Consider the following 20,227-nt stretch of genomic DNA (forward strand, 5'->3'; position numbering starts at 1 on the left):
TTGTTATTGTTGATTTGTTTTAAGGATTCTGAAGTATACATCCATTGGCGTCGGTTATTTTAGTAAGGTTGAATGTTGTGGTCGTGATTATATTGGGCGTCACATTGAATGCTGTACCGCTTGTGATACTGTTATAGGTTGTACCGTTGATAATAAGGCTGAATGGTCCCGTTCCTGCACTGGATGTAAATCGTAGCTGTGCTTGTGTTCCTGCACATATTGGTGTTACAACCGTAGATAGCGTTCCGGCCGGATTGGGCCTCATCGTGATGAGCACTGAGCTGGAGTTTGCTGAAGTACAGCTCCCGTTCTGTACCACCGCACGGAAATATGTATTTACAGTAAGATTACCAATATTGGCACTGGTTAGCGTAGTGCTGGTGATGGCTATATCTGTAGGACTGGTAAATGCGGCATTAGTGGCCTTTTGCCATTTGACAACGTTACCGGTATTCCCGGTCAGGGTAAGGTTAGCCGGGCTGGTACCACTGCAGATGGTTTGCGCGGATGCAACCGTCCCTCCTACCGTAGTGGAATACAATGCAAAATCAGCAGAGTTACCGCTGCCGCTACCTAAAATTCCGCTATAAGATATTTTGAGATGTCGTGCCGTACCGAAAATACCGGCTGGTGTACCGGGTATGACGACTTTAATACTGAATTGCCCGCCGCCAAGGTTGAGCAGTCCCGTTCCGGAATATAAAGTAGTCAGAGAAGTATTGGCAGAGTTGGCTATATCAATGGTGGTGGTAGGCACCAGACTTAAACCGGCAACGGTAAATGTAACCGTTATGGAGTCACCCTGGCAATAGGATGTCGCATTAGGACTTAACACAATGTTGGTTACCTGCGCCCTGCTCTTCGTTGCTACACTTAGCAAGAGGAAGAACAGGCACACAGCTACGCATAGAAAGCTGCGCTTTCCACGTTGGTGCAAACCAGGATTGAGTTGTTTCATTTCTCAGAAACAAATGTAATATATTTCAGCGTTTCATTCATATTTAAGTGATTTTAAATGAATTATTAAATCACCAGTAAGGGAATATTAACAATTATAGGTTAACAAAAAAGCACCGGCTAGAAAGCCGGTGCCTGTTTATATAGAAAAATGCAAAAAGATTTATTGACTCACTTTCTGAAACTTGATGCTGCCTGCCTGCTGACGGCTACCTTCATAACCATACATCAGGAAATAAGACCCATCGGATAACAAACTAACATCTATCGCCAGTTTATTCAGCCCTTTTGACAATTTATACTTCTGGTCTACCCATTGTGTACCAGCAATACTGTTATATACTTTTACAGAGAGGTTTTCTGCGCCATCTTCATTATAGAATTCGAGGTACAGGTAATGGTTGGTAGGATTAGGATACCATACCATGGCTCTGTCACGACTATAGATTACAAAACGCACTGCACTGTACTGCACACTTCCGTCCTGATCTATAATACGCAATCTGTAAAAATTATAACCTTGTTGCAGGCTTTCATCGGTATATTCATAATGCTCGCTGCCGCTGGCTGTTACGCTACCAAGGTAAGTAAAGGTCCTGCCATCTGTAGATTCCTCTACTTCATAACGGACAATTCCTCTCTCCTGTGTCACTTCCCAGTTCAGTAATGCCTGGCTGTTTTTATACAGTCTGGCACTGAAATCCTGCAGGATAACCGGGAGTGGCATACCGTTACAGTCAAAGTGTATGGCCTGATCTGTATAACAAGATCCGTTATGCACCCTGAAGACCGCATCGGTGATTCCTGTTATATTATAGAAGGTGCCAGAATTATTGACCGCCAGTGGAGTAAAACTCGGCTGCGCCGGGATAGTAGTGACAATCGAATATACACAAGGCTTTATCTGGTTAGAGACATAAACCTGGATGGGTATACCGCCGTAACACTTATATGTAATAGAATCTATTACCGGGGTATTCAGCACCAGCACACTCGCAGTCGATATCTGAGCCCTGCCGGGAACCGGAGTGCAGAGCACTCCGGTCCATAACAGGCCGACTAAATATGGGACTATATGTTTGATTATCTGTTTCATGTTGTTCTCTGTCAAGAACTATAACCTCATTACGGGGTTACAGGGTTAGTACAGCCGTTCGCATCAGTGATCTTCATCAGATCATATGTATGAGCACCCTGGCTGGTTGGGGTTGGTGTGATCGTGATATTAGAACCACTGGTTACACCATTATAGGTTTGGAATGGAGTAATACCATCTTGTTTGATCTCTACATTGAACGGTGCTGTTCCACAGGTAGCTGTATAAGTAACCTGTACTGCAGTACCCTGACACAGCTCGGCGCTAACCGCAGCCAGTGTTGCGTTCGGCGTAGGACGTACTCTTACTACAAATGTATCCGGAGTACCGTTACATGTTTGTCCGCCGTTGGTATAGATTGGGGTAACTACAATGTTTGCTACCGCATCGGTACATGCTGCATTAGTTGCAGTGAATGATGGGATAGAACTTGTTGTACCACTTGCAGCAATACCTACAGATGGATTATCATTAGTCCATGAGTATGTTACTGTACCACCGGTAGTCGGACTGCTGAATGCAATTGCAGAAACGGTATTACCATTACACTTAGTGATATCATTGGTAGCTACCATAGCAGCAGTTGGGTTAACCGTAATAGTATAAGTTACCGCAGTACCAGTACAGCCATTCGCAGATGGTGTAATGCTGATCGTTGCAGTTACCGGTGCTGATGTAGCATTGATTGCGGTAAATGAAGGGATCTGTGTCAGACCAGTAGCATTAGCCAGGCCAACACTTGCACCACCACTGATCGCATAAGTAACGCCGGTTGGAGTACCGTTCAGCACGATAGCAGCAGCTGTAGCATTAGCACAGTATACCTGGTTAGCAGGTGCTGTAACGGCTGGAGTCGGATTGATGGTTACGGTTACCGGTACACATTTGGTAGTGTAGTTACAGAAGCCACCTTCTGCACGTACATAATAAGTTTTCGTGATCGGTTGTGTACCCGGGTTAGTAGGAGATACGTTGATAGAAGCACCGGTACCTACAGGGGTAGCAGTTGCCGTAGGACAAGCATCGGCATACCATACCCACTGAGCAGCAGGAGTACCTGAACCCAGGCGACCGCCGCTGATGCTTAAGGTTGTACCACTACCGGTACAGAAGCTGGCAGGACTTGCCGAAGCTGAAGCTGCTGATGGTAAGGTGGTAGAAGAAGAGTCATGTACCGTTACTGAGGTACTGCTGATCTGCGCGGCACTTTGGGTCACATTGACCAGTACCAGGCCTGATACCATTGCCAGTAGCAGGCTGAAAAAACGTCGGGTGTAATTACTTTTGCTCATCTTTTGCATTTTTAATTTGATAGATTATTGTTTATATAGTTTTTAGGCTTAAGGATTCTGCAGAACGCAGGTATTGGCATCTGTTATTTTGGTCAGGTTGAATGTTGTTGTACTGTTTATATTAGGCGTCACATTAAATAATGTACCGCTGGTAATACTGTTATAGGTTGTTCCGTTAATAACCAGGCTGAACGGACCTGTACCGGCACTGGATGTAAAGCGCAGCTGTACCTGTGTACCCTGACAGACTGGTGAAGCACCGGATGAAAGTGTACCGTTGGGTAAAGGCCGGACAATTACAGAAGCCGATGCACTGATACCGGTATTGGTACAGTTCGGAGCTGTTTGATAAGCTACGCTGTTGGCAACATAGCTAAACGTACCGGCAGTACCGGTAGGTACAGAGACATTTGTACTACTGCTGGCCGCAATATTTACGGTCTGGTTAGTACCACCGTTTATTTTATAAATTACAGTGATGGCTGTGGCTTGCGGGTTGGTAAAGGTCAGGTTGGGTGCTGTTGCATTCAGACATACTGATGTACCGCCTGTAATCGTGACTACGGGGGTAGCCATAATTGTCACTTTTACCGAATTGCTCTCGTCCGGTAAATTGAATGCACTGGGCATACCATCATTTGTACGGCTTACATTCGCTATACGACGGAAATAGTATACACCAGCTGCAGTAACTGTTGGAGTATAGTTCTGGCTGGTCGCTCCTGAGATATTGGAAAAGCTGACATTATCTGAAGACTGCTGCCACTGGTAGGTAATGGTAAAACGTGCATCACTGGAAACCGGTGCTGCAGTAAGTGTATTTGTGGCAGATAAGGCTGTAATACTGCCACCAAAACAAATGGTCTGATCTGCAGTACTAATGGTATTGGAAACGCGGCTGAAGTTCGTAAATGACAATTCATTTGCTCCTGCCGATTCATAGTACTCCAGCAGTAAACTGCTGGTCCCTGTAAGCGCGAAAATTTCTTTTGTATAACTGGTAACACCCTGTTCCTGCCAGCGATTGAACACCAGTGTTCCGTCAACTGTTAAGCGTACACCATCATCAGCCGCCATATCGGCCAGATATACGCCTTTCGCTTTAGTAGAATTCATTCTATAACGAACAGCAAAATAAGAATTGAGATAGGTTGAGCGTTGTGTGCTCTGAGAATATACCGGATTACAGGTTACATCATCACCACCTCCGAAAGTAGAGGTAAAGGTTTCAGTCTGGCCTGAAAGAGAAGTACCCAGGTAACGGCCAAATGCATTAGCATCGCTAGGCGCTCCGGCAGTTGCATCAAGGCGTTTGTAAAAATGTTCAACCCATGCATTAGTACCTGCATTGGTTTGGGCATCAACAGAGTTAGATCCGCCGGTGACACCTACGGTCATATTGGCGTTCTGTGAAGCACAGTTATATATTCTTACCTGGCCGGAAAAAGATGGAGAAAATACCAGATTACCACTCGTAACGAACCCTACAACGGTTGCGCCGTCAGCAGTTCTGGCTGTAATACCATTACGATTTGAGGTAACTGTATAAGAAAGGCCCCCGATAACGTTCACCAGATAATAATTGTTCTGGGGGACGGTACTGAGAGATATGGTGCCATTACCCACGCATATATAGCCAGCGGTGCCCTGGCTACTGGAGCCAGTACATTGTGCTTTACTTACATGCGCATACAGCAACAACACTAACGTGGTTAGTATCGCAAATATGCTCTTCATTTTTGCTACAGCTGCCTTCCGAACATCATAAAAGATGAGTCATATCCGTATATACTAAAGCATATACAGTATGTACCAGTTCCGGTTAGCTATTTTAAATCTTGAATACTCTTTCTTTCTAAGGGTAGGTAGGTATTGAAAGGAAATTAGTAAACTCTTCGGACACAAAACTAAACATAGAGAAATTAATATGAAAGCTTTTTTAATATTTTTTTTCTTAATAAGTAGTTAATGGTAAAATTGTTCAATCTGATTCTGTAAAGAAGAATACCTAAAAATTACCTTATACTATAATAAGCCCTATATTAAATCTGTAAATTTTATTACCGATTACAATAAGTTATTTGCAAATAGTGTGCCAAAACAAAAAATAATTGAAAATCAAACACTTACAATAACAAAACATTAAAATATATTCCATTTTTCGGAAATCAATTCTCATTACAAGAATAAAGTGCCCTTTTTTTGTCCCTAATGCTATACTAGTATATGTCGCTTTAATATTTGCTAACTATCCGCATATAGTCAACTATTTTATTCGTCTTTTTATCCGGCTACAAAAGGACCAAAAGTCTTTGTTTCCATCAGGACGAGCAGAGCACCGCCATTTTGTACCATTGCGTGCATGGATCGTCTGAGCTTAACGTGTGATGCGTTCGGTTGCTTAGGCTCCCGAAGCACCAACCCAAATGGTTATCGCTGTGATGAAAACAATAAGCGATCCATACTATACAGATCGCTCCAAACGGCCTTATAAATCCGGCGTCAAGAAAATCATTGGCTCGGTCGATAGAGTTGCAAACCACTGTCTGAACGAAGTGAGTCTGGTTTGCGACCGACCGACACATTGATTTTTAGCCAGGGATGTATACAGCCTTAATTTTTTGGCGGTACCTTCCTTTTGCATCAAGGCAAAAGGTTTCAATTGATATAAGATACTTAAATCATAATGCCAGACTTTGCTTCCTTTAAGCAGATACTCAATTTGTCTAAATATTCCAGAAACGGTTATCTTTGCAACCTATGGCGAATGAAAATACTTTACAGGCAATAATTGCCCATGCAAAAGAATATGGTTTTGTCTTCCCTTCCAGCGAGATTTATGATGGTATGGGAGCAGTATATGATTATGGTCAGTGGGGCGTGGAATTGAAAAGAAACGTACGCGAGTACTGGTGGAAATGGATGACCCAGATGAACGAGCAGAACATTGTCGGTATTGATGCCGCAATCTTCATGCATCCTACAGTATGGAAAGCAAGCGGACACGTAGATAACTTCAGCGATCCGATGATTGATAATAAAGACAGCAAGAAACGTTACCGTGTAGATCACCTGATCGAAGGATATGCAGAAACCCTGTCTAAAGAAGACGGCGAAGCATTGATCGCAGCAATGGAAAAGCATATTGCTGCTGATGATTTCGTTGGTTTAAAAACATTGATCGAAACAAATAAAATTGCTTGCCCGATCAGCAAAACCGTTAACTGGACTGATGTTCGCCAGTTTAACCTGATGTTCTCTACAGAGGTTGGTTCTGTTGCAGAAGAAGCCAGTAAGATCTACCTGAGACCGGAAACGGCACAGGGTATTTTTGTAAACTTCCTGAATGTACAGAAGACCGGTCGTATGAAAATACCGTTCGGTATTGCACAGGTGGGTAAAGCATTCCGTAATGAGATTGTGGCGCGTGGATTCATCTTCCGTATGCGCGAATTCGAACAAATGGAAATGCAGTTCTTCGTACGTCCGGGTTCTCAGAAAGAGTGGTACGAATACTGGAAAACAGAGCGTATGAAATGGCACAGTACCCTGGGTATTGATCCGGCTAAATACCGTTTCCATGATCATATCAAACTGGCGCACTATGCAGATGCAGCCTGCGATATCGAGTACGAATACCCTATGGGCTTTAAGGAGCTGGAAGGGATACACAGTCGTACTGATTTCGATCTGAAAAATCACCAGGAACTGAGCAAAAAGAAATTACAATATTTTGATGCTGATATCGATCCTGAAACCGGAAAGGCTTATGGTAACTACATTCCGTATGTTGTTGAAACGTCTATAGGTCTCGACAGAACGATATTGATGTTAATGAGCGAAGCCTATACCGAAGAAGACCTGAGTACAGAAGAGAAGCAAGATAGCCGCGTGGTACTGAAGTTCATCCCGAAACTGGCTCCTGTTAAACTGGCGATATTACCATTAATGAAAAAAGATGGCCTGCCGGAAGTTGCGAAAGCCTTACTGGATGAGTGTCGCCCGCATTTCAAATGCTTCTATGAAGAGAAAGATGCAATCGGTAAACGGTACAGAAGAATGGATGCAATCGGTACTCCTTTCTGTGTAACCATCGATCACCAGACCAAAGAAGACCAGACCGTAACCATCCGTTATCGCGATACTATGGTGCAAGAGCGCATTCATATCAGCGCAGTAAAAGACCTGGTATTAAAATCCCTGTAATACAGCGATCAAACTTATATTATTAAAAGAGCTATGGCCTGCGCCATAGCTCTTTTAATTTGCTTTTACTGTTACACCTGTGTTTTTACCATTAACTAAAGATCTCTAAGCCGCTATACATCTCAACGCTTGCTAACAGCAAAAAAAAAAGTCTATTTATAGTGACCTTTTATCCGCTCCCCTACTGCAAAGTTCATCACACAAAAGAGAAGTAATATATCTATAATATTGTTAATGTACGCAAAACATATTAAACAAAAATTATTTTTATAAGAAGAAATGCATTTACTTTTGTTCTACAGAAAAAGCAAAGCGTATGGAATGAAGAAAGCAAAAAGAAAAACCGTGATAATGATTAAGATCATTATTCTTTGAGCTGGATAAAAGACTTTCTCAATATCACGAACAACATCATTTTTGAGTTACAGAAATATGTTCCCATAATTCAATATTCATTAGGTGTTGATGATTGTAATTTCCACCCTGTCACTATTACATGATTCCATAAAACAACTTTGAGCTAAGTAGCTTTTATGATAATCTGTATTTCAAAAGTAACTGAATTCTATTTTTAGAATTGACATCGCTAAAAGGTCCATCGTAGGGAATTCCGATCATAATAACGGTTTTTAAATTGACTGTATATGAAGAGAGATTCTACCCTCCGCTGGGTTGTGGCACTTAGTGCCCTGCTGTCAAGTCATGCACTGACAGCCCAAACCCCATTAACAGATGTGACCACAGCGTCCACACCTGTTTCTTTAAGTTCTGGAAGCGGCGCTTCCAACATTCTTGACAATGCATCTGATAGCTACGGCAGCATCTCTGCAAGTGCCACATTTCGAGTCGATCTGGGTACTGCGAAGGTGATTACCGGCTACAGCCTGACCAACCAGGACAACAACACCAATCTCCCGACCAATTGGCGTATTGAGGCTTCTAACAGCGCAACTACGGGCTATGTAACACTTGATACACGTGCCGGTAACAGCTGGGAAAAAACGGAAGCTTCCCGTAAGTTTTTTGCGATCAACAACAACACCGCATATCGCTATTACAGGATAGTAAACTTATCCATAGTCAGTATGCGCGTGACCGAAATGGAACTATTTGACAACTTCTATATTAGTGGCAAAGTATTCAAAGATTACAACCTGAACAATGTAAAAAGCGGTGATGAGCCTGCTGTTCCGGGTGTTAAAGTATGGATTAAAAAACTATCTACAGCAGCACCTGTAGCCATGACGACATCAGGAGAAGACGGCACGTATCTGTTTGATGCTTCTGTACTGAACGGCTTAGAAATCTTTGCTGTAGCTGCGGCACCATCCGGAAGCCTGCAACCAAGAACAGAGCCTATGCCGCAATCGGGCTTAAACTTCCCTTCATTAACGGCTGATGGCAGCTTCCTATTTTCTAACATCAATGCTAATCAGTATAGCCAGTCAGGAGAAATCAATTTTGGTTTTTTAGACCCCAAAGTAACCACTGATGGCCCTGTATTAGAGAATCCGAATCTTGTTACAAATGCCTTTAATGGTACATTTGGTTCATCTGATTCAACCGGAAACAATTTTGTACTGAACCATCCGAATGCGAAATATTTTTCTTTAACTGCTTCACACCCGGAATTATATTCTAATGTGACCGGATATACTACAGGAAGTAATTATGGATACCAGGGCGGAAGCAACTATGGTACAAATGGTTTCCTTTGGGATGAAGGTAAATACCTGGTTACGGACTTCTTAGGCACCGTATTTTTAGAATCCGGCAGTACAGATATGGAGTTAAAAGGAATCCTTAATAATGCCAGTTTCGGATGGAGAATATCTACCGGCGCAACAAGCGGCGCATGGAATGACCGCTTCCTGGCCATCAATGGTAGCTCCCTCCAGGACAGCAGTCTTAATGCCAGAATATTTGCCGATACGGTTACCCTGGATGCCGGTAATACCTACTCCATGGGCTTCTATGGTAAGTCAGCAAATAAATGGCAACAGGGTGCCGCAGTGGCCAAACCTACGGTAGTAAAATATTTTGTAAAAAGAATATCTACAGGCGATACGGCGGCTTTAGGCTCTATTTCGGTAGTACCAACCACCAGTAATGCTACTGATAGTGTGAACATAGGATGGAATAAAGCATTCACCGACTTTATTGCTAATAACAGCGGCAGCTACGGCGTTTACTTTATTGTTACTTCATCTGATGTTGCCGGTAATGATGCATATTTTGACAACTTCTTCCTGCGTAAATCATCATTCAAAATAGCGGGCAGAATTTATAACGATGCCAATGGTCTGGAAAATGGTCTGGTAGATGGTTCCACCATCAGTACCTTCTCCGGATCTGCTATTTATGCTTACCTTATCGATCCTGAAGACAATCATATACTGGGTAGCACTACAGTGGCTCTCGATGGTTCTTTCAGTCTTTTTGCACCCTCATATGCCGAGTATAAAGTTGCGATCAGCAGCAATAGTATGATCAATGGTTCTGTATACAGTGCCGGTTCTTTACCCTCCAACTGGGCCTTTACCGGAAGCAATTCAGGCACCAATAACCTGTCCGGAAGCAACATCATTGCCGTCAATCCGATGATCACCGTTTCACCGGTAAATACAACTACTGATGTTACACAAATCACGTTCGGATATGATCGCTTACCGGAAAGTTATAACCGGAATAAAAATGTCAGCGGGGCTCCGGTATACAACTCCTTTGTGTCCTTAAGTGATGTACCCTTACAGGGTTCTGACATGGAAGATAATGCAGGCGTTCAGGTAAACTGGAATACTAAAAAACTGAAAATAGTTACCCTGCCTACCGCAGCATTTATCCTGAAATATAACGGTTCTGCATTGGTTGCAGGAAGTATCATTACTAGCTATGATCCTTCATTATTATCTATCGCACCATCTCTTTCCACTCCGGGCGGTACGTTGAATACTTCATTCACTTATGTCACCTACGATGCTGCAAATTTACCAGATGCAACCGCAGCTACATACACTGTTACCTATACACAGCCATTGCCTATAGAACTGGCCTACTTCCGAGCCACTGTAGAAGATTGTAATGCAATCTTAAGCTGGGCTTCAAACACCGAAATACAATTCCGCGAGTTTGGAGTAGAAAGAAGTAATGATGGTAAAACCTTTACTGAAATAGGTACTGTGTCACCCACAGGATCCAATAGCAAGTACATGTTCAAAGATGTATCTGCTGAAGGAAAATTGTACTACAGACTTAAACTGGTGGACAATGACAGAAGCTTTACCTACAGTACAATTGCAAATGCATTTGTAAACTGTATGAAGGAAACGCTGATCTTCCCGACAGTAGCTAAAAATGTAATTTATATCCAGAATGCTACGATAAACAGTAAAGTCAGTATTTACAATATAAATGGCAGCATGGTTAAAGAACTGACCATAAACAGCAATATGGAACAGGTAGACCTGACCGGACTGGCTGCAGCCAATTACCTGGTGACCGTCAATGACAATGGCAAAATAACCAGCGCTAAAATTGTAAAAGAATAAGAAACATAATGTTGTAAAGTTCATGTTTTGAACCCGGCACTTTGAGTCTTCAAAGTGCCTTTTCTTTTATCATTGATGAAGGTAATTTGGCTACGATTTCCAATGATGATACATTTAACATCATCGCCTCAAATCCACAACTGTATTGAATAGCTGACGAAAAAATAAATCAAATGAATATGCAGCATACTGTATATTCCCCAACCTGTTAATTATATTTTAATTATCACAACACAAAAGCATTAGCCTATATATTTGTCCTTATTCCTCTATATTACTCATTACAAACAAGAACTATGAACAACAGAAAAATGATTATGATGGCTGCGGTTGCAGCATTTGGTGTACTGGCTTTTGCATCCTGCACAAAAGATAAAGCGACCACACACAGAGTACAATTCAAAGCGGAAGCATCTGCCGGCAGTAATATTTCCGTAGCAGTATACGGTATCGATGGCAATACAACTTCTGCTTCCAGTCTCAGTGGCAATACCTGGATTAGCCCGGAGATTACAGCACCAGCAGGATCCATAAGCGCCAATGCTGCCGTTAATGCCAATGGAGCAAATGCTTCTTCTACCCTGAAAGTACAGATCTATGTTGATGGTAAATTGGTACAGGAAGGCACTTCCAGCGGACAGTACTTAAGTGCATCTGCAGGACATCAATTTTAATTTTACAATATCAGAAAAGAAAACGGAGTTGCACCTAATGGTGCAACTCCGTTTTTATATGCAATTATGAATGTAATAACAGCGTCAACTGCTCAATCAGCTCCAGTGGTGGCTTTACGGTAAATATACCTGAGCGGCTATTACTCCTTACTCCTCTGAAAAAGACATAGATCACGCCTCCAAAATGTGTGTCATAATCGTATTCATTGCCTATGCGTTGCTGCAGGTATTTATGTACGGCAACGGTATAGATCAGGTATTGCAAATGATAGTTATGCTCCGTCATGGCATCATACAATAAATCGCCTTCATAATCTTCAAGATGGCAGCCCAGATAGTTCGATTTCCAGTCCAGTACATAGTATTGCCCTTTATGCGCCAGCAGCAGATCTATCTTACCATTCATCATCCCCTGCAGACTGAAATACTTATCATTCATAGTCGCCCCAAAGGACTCCAGTACCGGGATCAGGCGGTTCTGAATGGCAGCGGACTGTACCGGAAAATTAAATTCCAGCTCATTAAGCTTATACTGATTAGCAATTTCGCTTAATTGAAACACACCCGTCCCTATCGCAATCTCGGCCTGAACAATATGTGCTACCAATTGTCTCATCCAATCTGTACAATCAATTTTTATTTCATCCTTACTGCGTACATTAAATACAGAAAGCAGCATTAATTCGTATCGATTCAGTTGCTCCAGGCTGCTGTAATCACGTGTAAAATCAAGCTGTTCCAGCATTTCATGCAACTGTGTTCCGGCATCAGCCCCACGAGGCAATTCATTAAACACAAAATGATCATAGCCTGTCAGCTCCTGGCTACGTGCCTTAGGAACATGCTCATGCTTTACATTCAATGCAGAATAGCTGACCATAGACCAGGGAGAACGGCTGCTCAGTATTTTTGATTCTTCGAAGGTAACCGGGGTCAGTACCAGCTGATCATGCACTGCATGATAGGCCTGCACTTCTTCCGGGCTCTCATACTCCGGCAATATACCTTCTGCCCCATTCAGTTGCTGTACAAACCTTGCCAGTCCCGAATCTTTATATCCGGTCTTCGCAAAATAAATATAACATTTGTAGACCGCACGTGTCAATGCTACATAGATCAGGCGTCTTTGTTCCTGCTCCGCCTGCTTCAGGATGCGGGCTTCCTGTTCTTCATTTAACTGCTCTTTTTCTGCAAAGATCAGCTGCCCATCGGTATCTTTAAACTGGTTATAGCCCGAACGTAATCCTTCCTTAGTATGGATTCCATAGACAAAGACAATATTATATTCCAGCCCCTTGCTTTTATGAATAGTGACGATGCTTACCGCATTTTCATCACTCTCCAACTGCACCTCATAAGTATCTCCGGCCACTGCCGCGGCATCGGGGTTCTGTAACCAGACGAGAATATCTTCCGCCTGCATATTGCGCCGGTATTGCTGCTGATGTACTAACTGCACTAACTGTAACAGATTAGTCAGCGAACGCAGGGATCGCGTATTTCGGGACATGTTTTGCGGTATACTGAAATCGCTAAACAGCTTCTGAAAAGCCTGGTAGATCTTTTGGTCCATTACCAGTTGATGGTATTCCCGGAACAGCGCCATCATCGCAATCTCATCAATATACTTCCGCTGTAACAGTACACCCTGCTCCTCATAAAACAGGGTATTCATAAAGCTCAGGTACAATGCAGTGGCGATATGTTGTGCCGTAGGCTCTATCATCGCCTGCAACAGCAGTACAATATCCCTGGCCTCTGCGGTGCGCAATACACGTGTATCGTCAATCGGTACTGCAAGAATATTATAACTTCTCAATAGTTTTTTGATCTCAGCGCCATCTTTACCACTGCGTACCAGGATACCAATATCGCTGGGCTGTACAGGGCGCATACCACCGTCCTTATCCGGATCTCCGATCATGCATCGATTTGCAGGGTCCAGCAGCCAGGCAATCTCACGGGCAATAGCTGCTCTTGCGGCCCCGGTTTTATCATACCCGGAAAGTACCAGTGTATTTTGCTCCGGCCGGCCATTACAGTACATTGTTCTGCGCTGGTCTTTACTCTCTACAGGGATATAGGTAATCCTGCTTTGATCCGCTGCATCATATCCGAATGCCTGGTCACCGAGTGCGCCGAAGAAACGGTTTACCGAACCGATCATGGGTGCGGTAGACCGGTAGTTTATATTCATGGAGTACAGCTGCTCTACCTTCTCACGGGCCGACAAATAGCTGGCGACATCTGCACTGCGAAAAGCATAGATACTCTGCTTGGGATCGCCGATCAGGAACAGTATCGTATCATTAGTCAGGGTACGTTCCATAAACAGCCGTTCAAACAGGGAGAACTGTACAGTATCCGTATCCTGAAATTCATCTATAAACACCGCCTGATAGCGGTTTCGGATCAGCTCTATCAAATGATCATTCTGCTCTGTCACCACAATCCGGTGCAGGTCCTGTATCATTGCGTCAAAGGTGAGGATACCGTTTTGCTGTACATAATCAGTTACCTGCACTGCATAATATTTCAATACATGGTAAGAAAGATAGGTCCTGAATGCAGCTCTTTTTGCTTCCAGTTCCTGTTCTGCCGAAACGATCTCCCGGAGGGTTTCCCAGAACGGGCCTTCCAGTTTCTGTATATAACCGGTTCCTTTTCTTGCAGCACTTAATGCGGCTTCTGTAAATGCAGGCCTGTCTCCCAGCAAAGGTTCCAGGGACTTGCGTGCATAGCCATTGGCCGCAACACTCTGTGCCGTTATTTCATAATGCGTTTCTAATAAATGGCTGAGTTGTACACGTTGCGCTTCCAGTCCGGTATGAATCTGAGCGAGGTTAAGATAGGGCTCAAAATCATTGTATTCTTTTTCCGGATCAAAGGCTGCATACCGTTGTCCGCTCAGGTGTTTCTGTATCAGTAAAGGCAGCAGCTCTTTAAACGCCTGCATTTCTTTCAGGGTGAAGGTATGTACCGGCAGATTAGTGATCACCGTTCTCCAGAACCTGTTCACAGCCATACGGATGATATCACTCAGATCACTTTGCAGACTGGCATCGAAATGCTGTTTTGTTTCGAAAGCAAATTCATTCAGTATCTGCTGGCTGAAGCCATGAATAGTCAGGATATTGGCCTCATCCATCATAAGCAGTTCTGCGCGCAGCCTGTCTTTCAGTCCATCAGCATCTTCTGCCTGCTGTACCAGTGCTGTGATCAAATCATCGGCAATAGGCAATCCGCAACTGGCATCATAAGCCATCTTAATAAAATGACGGATACGCTCCTGCAGTTCTGCAACGGCAAAGCGGGTAAACGTTACAATCAGTTGCTGTGCAATCCCGATCTTTTGCTCAATGATCAGGCGCAATACCAGTATGGCTATAGAATAGGTCTTACCGGTACCGGCACTGGCTTCCACGAGATTCTTTCCCTGCAGCGGAACCTTCCTTACATCAAAAATCTCATGTTGTTTTTCCATACTCGAATACGGGTAAAATATATTGTTCTATCAAATCTTTAAAGCCTGAAAATAAAGCCTGCTGCTGCTCCCTGTTTATGTATTCAAAGGCATGCTGTACATATTCATCATAACAGACTTCACGGCTAATGGCATCTTCTATCTTGCCCAGGTAATTATCTATAGTTGTTTTGGCATCGTAAATATCAATATGAAACATGATCATTGTATGATGATGTTCCTTATAAAAATTAAGCAGTGCATTCAGTCTCATCTTCGCTTCTGCAGGGGTAAGACTAGCCGCTTTCAGTAATTTATCCTGCGTCACCAGGTATGCCTCTTTTACCACACCGCAGGCCACGCCCAGCAAATATTGCAGGCTTGTACGTATCTTACCGGTCCAGGCCTTATCGGCCGGCTTCAGCACATAAGTAACCAACATGTCACCGGCCAGCTCCAGGCTTCCTTCAAACGTAATATCTCCGTACTGATACACCAACGGTACAGTAACGATCGCTGTATCTGCAACCAGTTTACGATACTGCTCATGGATTGGTTTAATAACCTGATCCTGCTCTGCAATAAAGGTTTCAGCCATATTGCGTAGCGGCAGATCTCCATTATAGTACAGAGCCTTGATCCTTTCCGGCACATCATCTTTCAACTGTCCTTCGATGAGCGCATTGCGTACCGTCCAGCGTTTCAGGCTATCCAGGCTGAAATACTCATGATCATCAATATGCGCTGCTTCCTCACTGAAATACACACCCAGCACTTTCTGATAATAGTATTGCACGGGTCGTGTCAGAAAACGGCTTAAGGCATTTAAGTTCCATATCGCTTCGGGTACATGCTCTTCCTGTGCTGCATCGACAGTCACATGCGGGAAGGCCTCAGGTTTATGGATAGTGTAATTCGGAATCAGGTTGCTGTCCGGCTTGTTATATCGCTTGCTGAAGCTATGCAACGGATGTTGCTGTACCAGTACATCCCTGGCCGATATACCTTCTTCACGACAACCTGATTGTATATAGTCCAGCAGCTCATCAATGAGTACTGAAGGAGGTAAAGGTTTATTATCTTTAATTGATCTTCCTGTGTAACTCAGGTATAATGCCTGCTCCGCAGACAATAATGATTCCAGGAAAAGGTGCTTATCATTATTACGGACATTACGGTCTCCCAGCATAGGTTTCTGCGCCATCAGGTCAAAATCGACATAGGCTTCTTTACGCGGAAAGCTATCAAAATTCAAGCCCAGCATAGCGATCAATTTAAACGGAATGCTGCGGAATGGTAGTGGAGAACAGAAGGTAATACCTCTGTTGATAAAGTTGAGCTGCTGCTGTTCACTGCCCAGCGCTTTCAGCAATCGCTTGCTGAAGACTTCATAACTGATCTTTGTATCCTCCAGGTAAGTGTCAATAATTTCGCTTTGACGGAAGCGGGTCAATAGTTCCCAATAATCCTCGTCTTTGTCTTCCTCTTCGCTAAGCATAAAGGTCAGGATCACTTCATCAATATAGTCCTTCCATTCACTGAGCGATTTAGGTGCTTTGCGCTGCCTGATCATATCTTCCAATGCATGAATAAAATTGCTTAAAGCCGTGAGCTGATGCAGGTCTTCTATATTATCTGCCACATCTGCTGTATAGACCAGGTGCCCGGCAGTATACCATTGTGCGCCGTCAAAACAGGCACCGTACATTAGTTGCTGCAGGCCGTACTTCCAGCTTACGAGATAAGTATCATCTACCGGATCTTTATAATCGTTCTCCAATCCGAAACGGATATTCACCTGTTCGATCATACTGCGGAGATAATCCATCTTGTATATCCCGAATCGCTGACGGATATATTGCGATTCCAGTAGTTCCAGGATCAGCTCTGCTGTAATATGCTGCTCATTCACGGATAGCAAAGCCATCAGTGCACTAATGATAGAATCGCCCTGGGCAATGCTTTCATCAATAATACTGTAGCTGAATTTATACGGAGCATTATCCATTACCGCACGGATATAAGGAGCATAGGCATTGATATCGCTGACCATTACTACAATATCTCTTTCTGTTATGCCCTCATAGGTCTGCTCCTGTATGGCATGCAGCAGGTAATTGTACAATACCTCTACCTCTCTTGGTATGGAGTAATGCGCTGTTATAGTAATACTCTGATCGTACAGCTGTTCTTTTGAAAAATGGATATATTCAATCTTGTTATGGTAGATGTCATGTTGTATCTGCTGCAACAGGGTCTGCGATGCAGGCACCTCGCCAGGCAATTCATTTACGGCATTGATAAACTCATCTGCCTGGAAGAGCAGGCGATAGGTATTTTGCAATATCTTGCCCCAGCTGGTTAACAGCGGATTGCCCACCGTTAAATGTGCTACATTCTTTCCCTTAAATTGTTTCAGGAAGATTTGTTCTTCCTGTTCATCTTCAAACCAGTAATGATCCGGTGCGGGGTTGACCAGGTAACAGCGAAAGTCGATAACGCGACTGAGCTCATAAAAAACATGGAGGTGAAAAGGGGTAAGAATGGACAATCCGAACAGGTACAATACCGGCATGGCTTCCCGTATACGTTCCTGCTGATTCGGATCTTTCAATTGCTCCAAGACATAATGATAGATATCGGTCACATCCGGAAAAGCTTCCCTGGACCGACCCTTAATGCTTTGCCAGATATAGGCCTGCCATTGCATATCCGCATCCAGCTCTTCCCAGCTATACCGGTTCCAGCGTTCAATAAGCCGGTTACGGTAGATCTGGTACTGGTCAAAAAGATCGGCAATGCGGGCTGCAAATTCCCATTTTTTTAATTCCTGTTCTGTCCCCTCTTCTATATAATATGCTGCCTGACGGGGAAAGCGTCGTTGAAAATCGGTCGATCCCAGCACCGCATATATAAGCCAGTCAATATTCTGGCGGTTAATTTTATAATAGGATTGCCCGCCGAGCATTCCATAGATCTCCCACAAAAGATCGGCAGGTTTCATAAATTTCAGGTTGGCTGCAATACCCATCTGCTGTGCCATATTCACCACCAGCCAGTTGTTCATACCCACCGTTTGGGTAATCAGTCCATAAGGCTGAAAAACGCCCAGCTTATGACGCTGCATATCCGCAATCATTGCTGTGGAAAGAGATCGTATATGATTTGATATGTAAATTTCGAGTGACATGGTAAATGGTTTATACTGCTGCGAATTGTTGCTGAATACCGGAAATACGACGTACCGTATGGGCCGATGCGGCCAGCACAATATCAATATCACCGACAATGATGACCCGCTTACGGGCCCGGGTAATGGCCGTGTACAACAGCTCCCGCGTCAGTAACTGATGATCAGTCTGCTCGGGCAGTACAATTAATACCGAGTCAAATTCTGAACCCTGGCTTTTATGGATGGTCATTGCATAAGCACTGTCACAGGCCAGGATCTGTGCCGGACTCAGGCTCTCATAACCGGTATCCGACTGCGGGAAAAAGACTTTCAATTCGTTCTTTTCCGCATTATCTTTCCGCACAATACCCATATCACCATTGTAAATACCTTCCTGTGGCTGGTTTTGTAAGACCATAATCAGGCGTTCTTCATAAAATGCGTCATCCGGGTGGAATAGTAAGCGGGTTACCTGCTCATTGAGTGCAGCGACTCCCGTCCTACCCTCTTTAATGGCACAGAGTATGGTACTGTCTGTTATCCGCTCCAGGGCTGTAGTAATATCACTTTGACCGATATATCCTCCCTGTTCCTTTTTCAGCAATGCCGCAAATTCCTGTAGCCAATCCTGTAAGGTACTGGCCGGATAAATGCCGACTTCTGCTGCGGGTGTTTCTGCAAAATCACGGATAGCTGTTTCATCATAATGCAGTACCGCCTTACTGAGTTTGCCTATACCCTTCTGGTCATCGAAACGGTAACTATGTTGTAGTTCTACAATATGCTGAAACAAAGGATAGGTACTATTTTCTGACTGATAAGAGGCATCCAGTTGCCGGGAAGCATCCGTCATAAACCGGTTCAGTAAGGCTGCCCGTTCCGGGTCAAAATGATTGATAAACTCTTCTTCAGAACACAGATCACGAAATACGCTTCCCGCATCTACAGAGGCCAGCTGGTGCTTATCGCCCAACAGGATCACCCTTGTGCGGCTGGTATCAACAGCCTGCATCAGTTTATGAAACAAAGCCATATCTACCATAGAGCTTTCATCTACAATAAGAATGTCGGCTTCAAGTGTATGCTGTGCATGGTGTTTAAAATGTATGCTGCCCGGTATATAACCCAGCAGACTATGTATGGTGGCTGCCTGCAGTGTGGCAATAGTATCTGCTATATGTTCAGGAATGCCGGTATGTTGAAAGGTACGCTTTGCTTTTCTCAATCCCTCTTCCAGCCTTACTTTTGCCTTACCTGTAGGTGCACAGATTTTGATCTTTGCATCCGGTTGTTCCAGCAGAAATAAAGCCAGCAACTTCACTACCGTAGTAGTCTTACCGGTACCAGGTCCACCGGAAATAATACTGAACTGGTTCAGAAAACTATTCAGACAGGCAATAAGTTGCCAGTCCGGTGCGCGGCCTTTACTCTCGGGGAATAATTGTGACACAATCAACTCCTCCTGCTGCACCAGAAAATCATGCCGGGACTGATAGTACGTCTGCTCACTATGCAGTAAGGCATTCACCTGTGCTACAAATTTGCGTTCATAATGAAAAAAGCGATGCAGGTATAAACGATCTTCGAAAAGAATGAAGGGACGCAAGTCTTCGGGATTTCCGACCAGTTCATGCCGCATCAGTATCTCCGGGTCGGGCAGTGCCGGTCCGTCTTCTTCCGCTACTTCATTTACATACAGGCATACATTTCCTTCCGCCATTTTGCGGGACAACTGATAGAGAAAAGGGTATAAGTCGTCTTTGGCAAAATAGCTGGCAAAAGCATGGTGTACATTGGTATTCTGTTGCATATAATAAGG

At 43.8% G+C, this 20,227-nt stretch carries 10 protein-coding genes; 3 read left to right on the top strand and 7 right to left on the bottom strand.

Going from position 1 to position 20,227, the window contains the following annotated elements:
• Positions 1-19: 19 nt before the first annotated feature.
• The 4 genes from FTD44_RS02505 to FTD44_RS02520 all read right to left on the bottom strand — a co-directional run bounded on the left by FTD44_RS02505 (position 20) and on the right by FTD44_RS02520 (position 5,082).
• The gene (locus FTD44_RS02505) at positions 20-958 is read right to left on the bottom strand and encodes a hypothetical protein (RefSeq protein WP_222165011.1); all 939 of its coding nucleotides are present in this window, start codon (positions 956-958) and stop codon (positions 20-22) included.
• A gap of 162 nt (positions 959-1,120) precedes the next feature.
• Positions 1,121-2,053, bottom strand: coding sequence for a T9SS type A sorting domain-containing protein (locus FTD44_RS02510; protein ID WP_222165012.1), 933 nt, complete (start codon positions 2,051-2,053; stop codon positions 1,121-1,123).
• Positions 2,054-2,082: 29 nt separating this feature from the next.
• Entirely contained in the window at positions 2,083-3,345 is a 1,263-nt protein-coding gene (locus FTD44_RS02515; protein ID WP_222165013.1) for a PKD-like domain-containing protein, read from the bottom strand.
• Between the two features lie 48 nt (positions 3,346-3,393).
• Positions 3,394-5,082 carry a hypothetical protein gene (locus tag FTD44_RS02520; RefSeq protein WP_222165014.1) on the bottom strand — a complete coding sequence of 563 codons (1,689 nt, stop codon included), beginning with the start codon at positions 5,080-5,082 and terminating at the stop codon, positions 3,394-3,396.
• A gap of 1,023 nt (positions 5,083-6,105) precedes the next feature.
• Here FTD44_RS02520 and FTD44_RS02525 point away from each other — a divergent pair.
• The 3 genes from FTD44_RS02525 to FTD44_RS02535 all read left to right on the top strand — a co-directional run bounded on the left by FTD44_RS02525 (position 6,106) and on the right by FTD44_RS02535 (position 11,773).
• Entirely contained in the window at positions 6,106-7,551 is a 1,446-nt protein-coding gene (locus FTD44_RS02525; RefSeq protein WP_222165015.1) for a glycine--tRNA ligase, read from the top strand.
• 644 nt (positions 7,552-8,195) lie between these two features.
• On the top strand, positions 8,196-11,099 hold the full coding sequence (locus FTD44_RS02530; RefSeq protein WP_222165016.1) for a T9SS type A sorting domain-containing protein: 2,904 nt from the start codon (positions 8,196-8,198) through the stop codon (positions 11,097-11,099).
• A gap of 296 nt (positions 11,100-11,395) precedes the next feature.
• Positions 11,396-11,773, top strand: coding sequence for a hypothetical protein (locus FTD44_RS02535; protein ID WP_222165017.1), 378 nt, complete (start codon positions 11,396-11,398; stop codon positions 11,771-11,773).
• Positions 11,774-11,837: 64 nt separating this feature from the next.
• On the opposite strand, the gene FTD44_RS02540 is transcribed toward FTD44_RS02535, so the two are convergent.
• From FTD44_RS02540 to recD, 3 genes are read right to left on the bottom strand one after another with little or no spacing between them, the layout of a single operon-like run.
• On the bottom strand, positions 11,838-15,257 hold the full coding sequence (locus tag FTD44_RS02540) for a UvrD-helicase domain-containing protein (RefSeq protein ID WP_222165018.1): 3,420 nt from the start codon (positions 15,255-15,257) through the stop codon (positions 11,838-11,840).
• Positions 15,241-18,426 (bottom strand): exodeoxyribonuclease V subunit gamma, encoded by a 3,186-nt coding sequence (locus FTD44_RS02545; protein ID WP_222165019.1) that lies wholly within the window; start codon positions 18,424-18,426, stop codon positions 15,241-15,243. The genes FTD44_RS02540 and FTD44_RS02545 overlap by 17 nt, the downstream gene beginning before the upstream one ends.
• Before the next feature lie 10 nt (positions 18,427-18,436).
• A complete protein-coding gene (gene recD / locus FTD44_RS02550; RefSeq protein WP_222165020.1) occupies positions 18,437-20,218 on the bottom strand; it encodes an exodeoxyribonuclease V subunit alpha in 1,782 nt (593 codons plus the stop codon).
• Positions 20,219-20,227: the final 9 nt, after the last annotated feature.

It is taken from the genome of Edaphocola aurantiacus, assembly GCF_019797745.1.
Classification (GTDB): Bacteria; Bacteroidota; Bacteroidia; order Chitinophagales; family Chitinophagaceae; genus Edaphocola; species Edaphocola aurantiacus.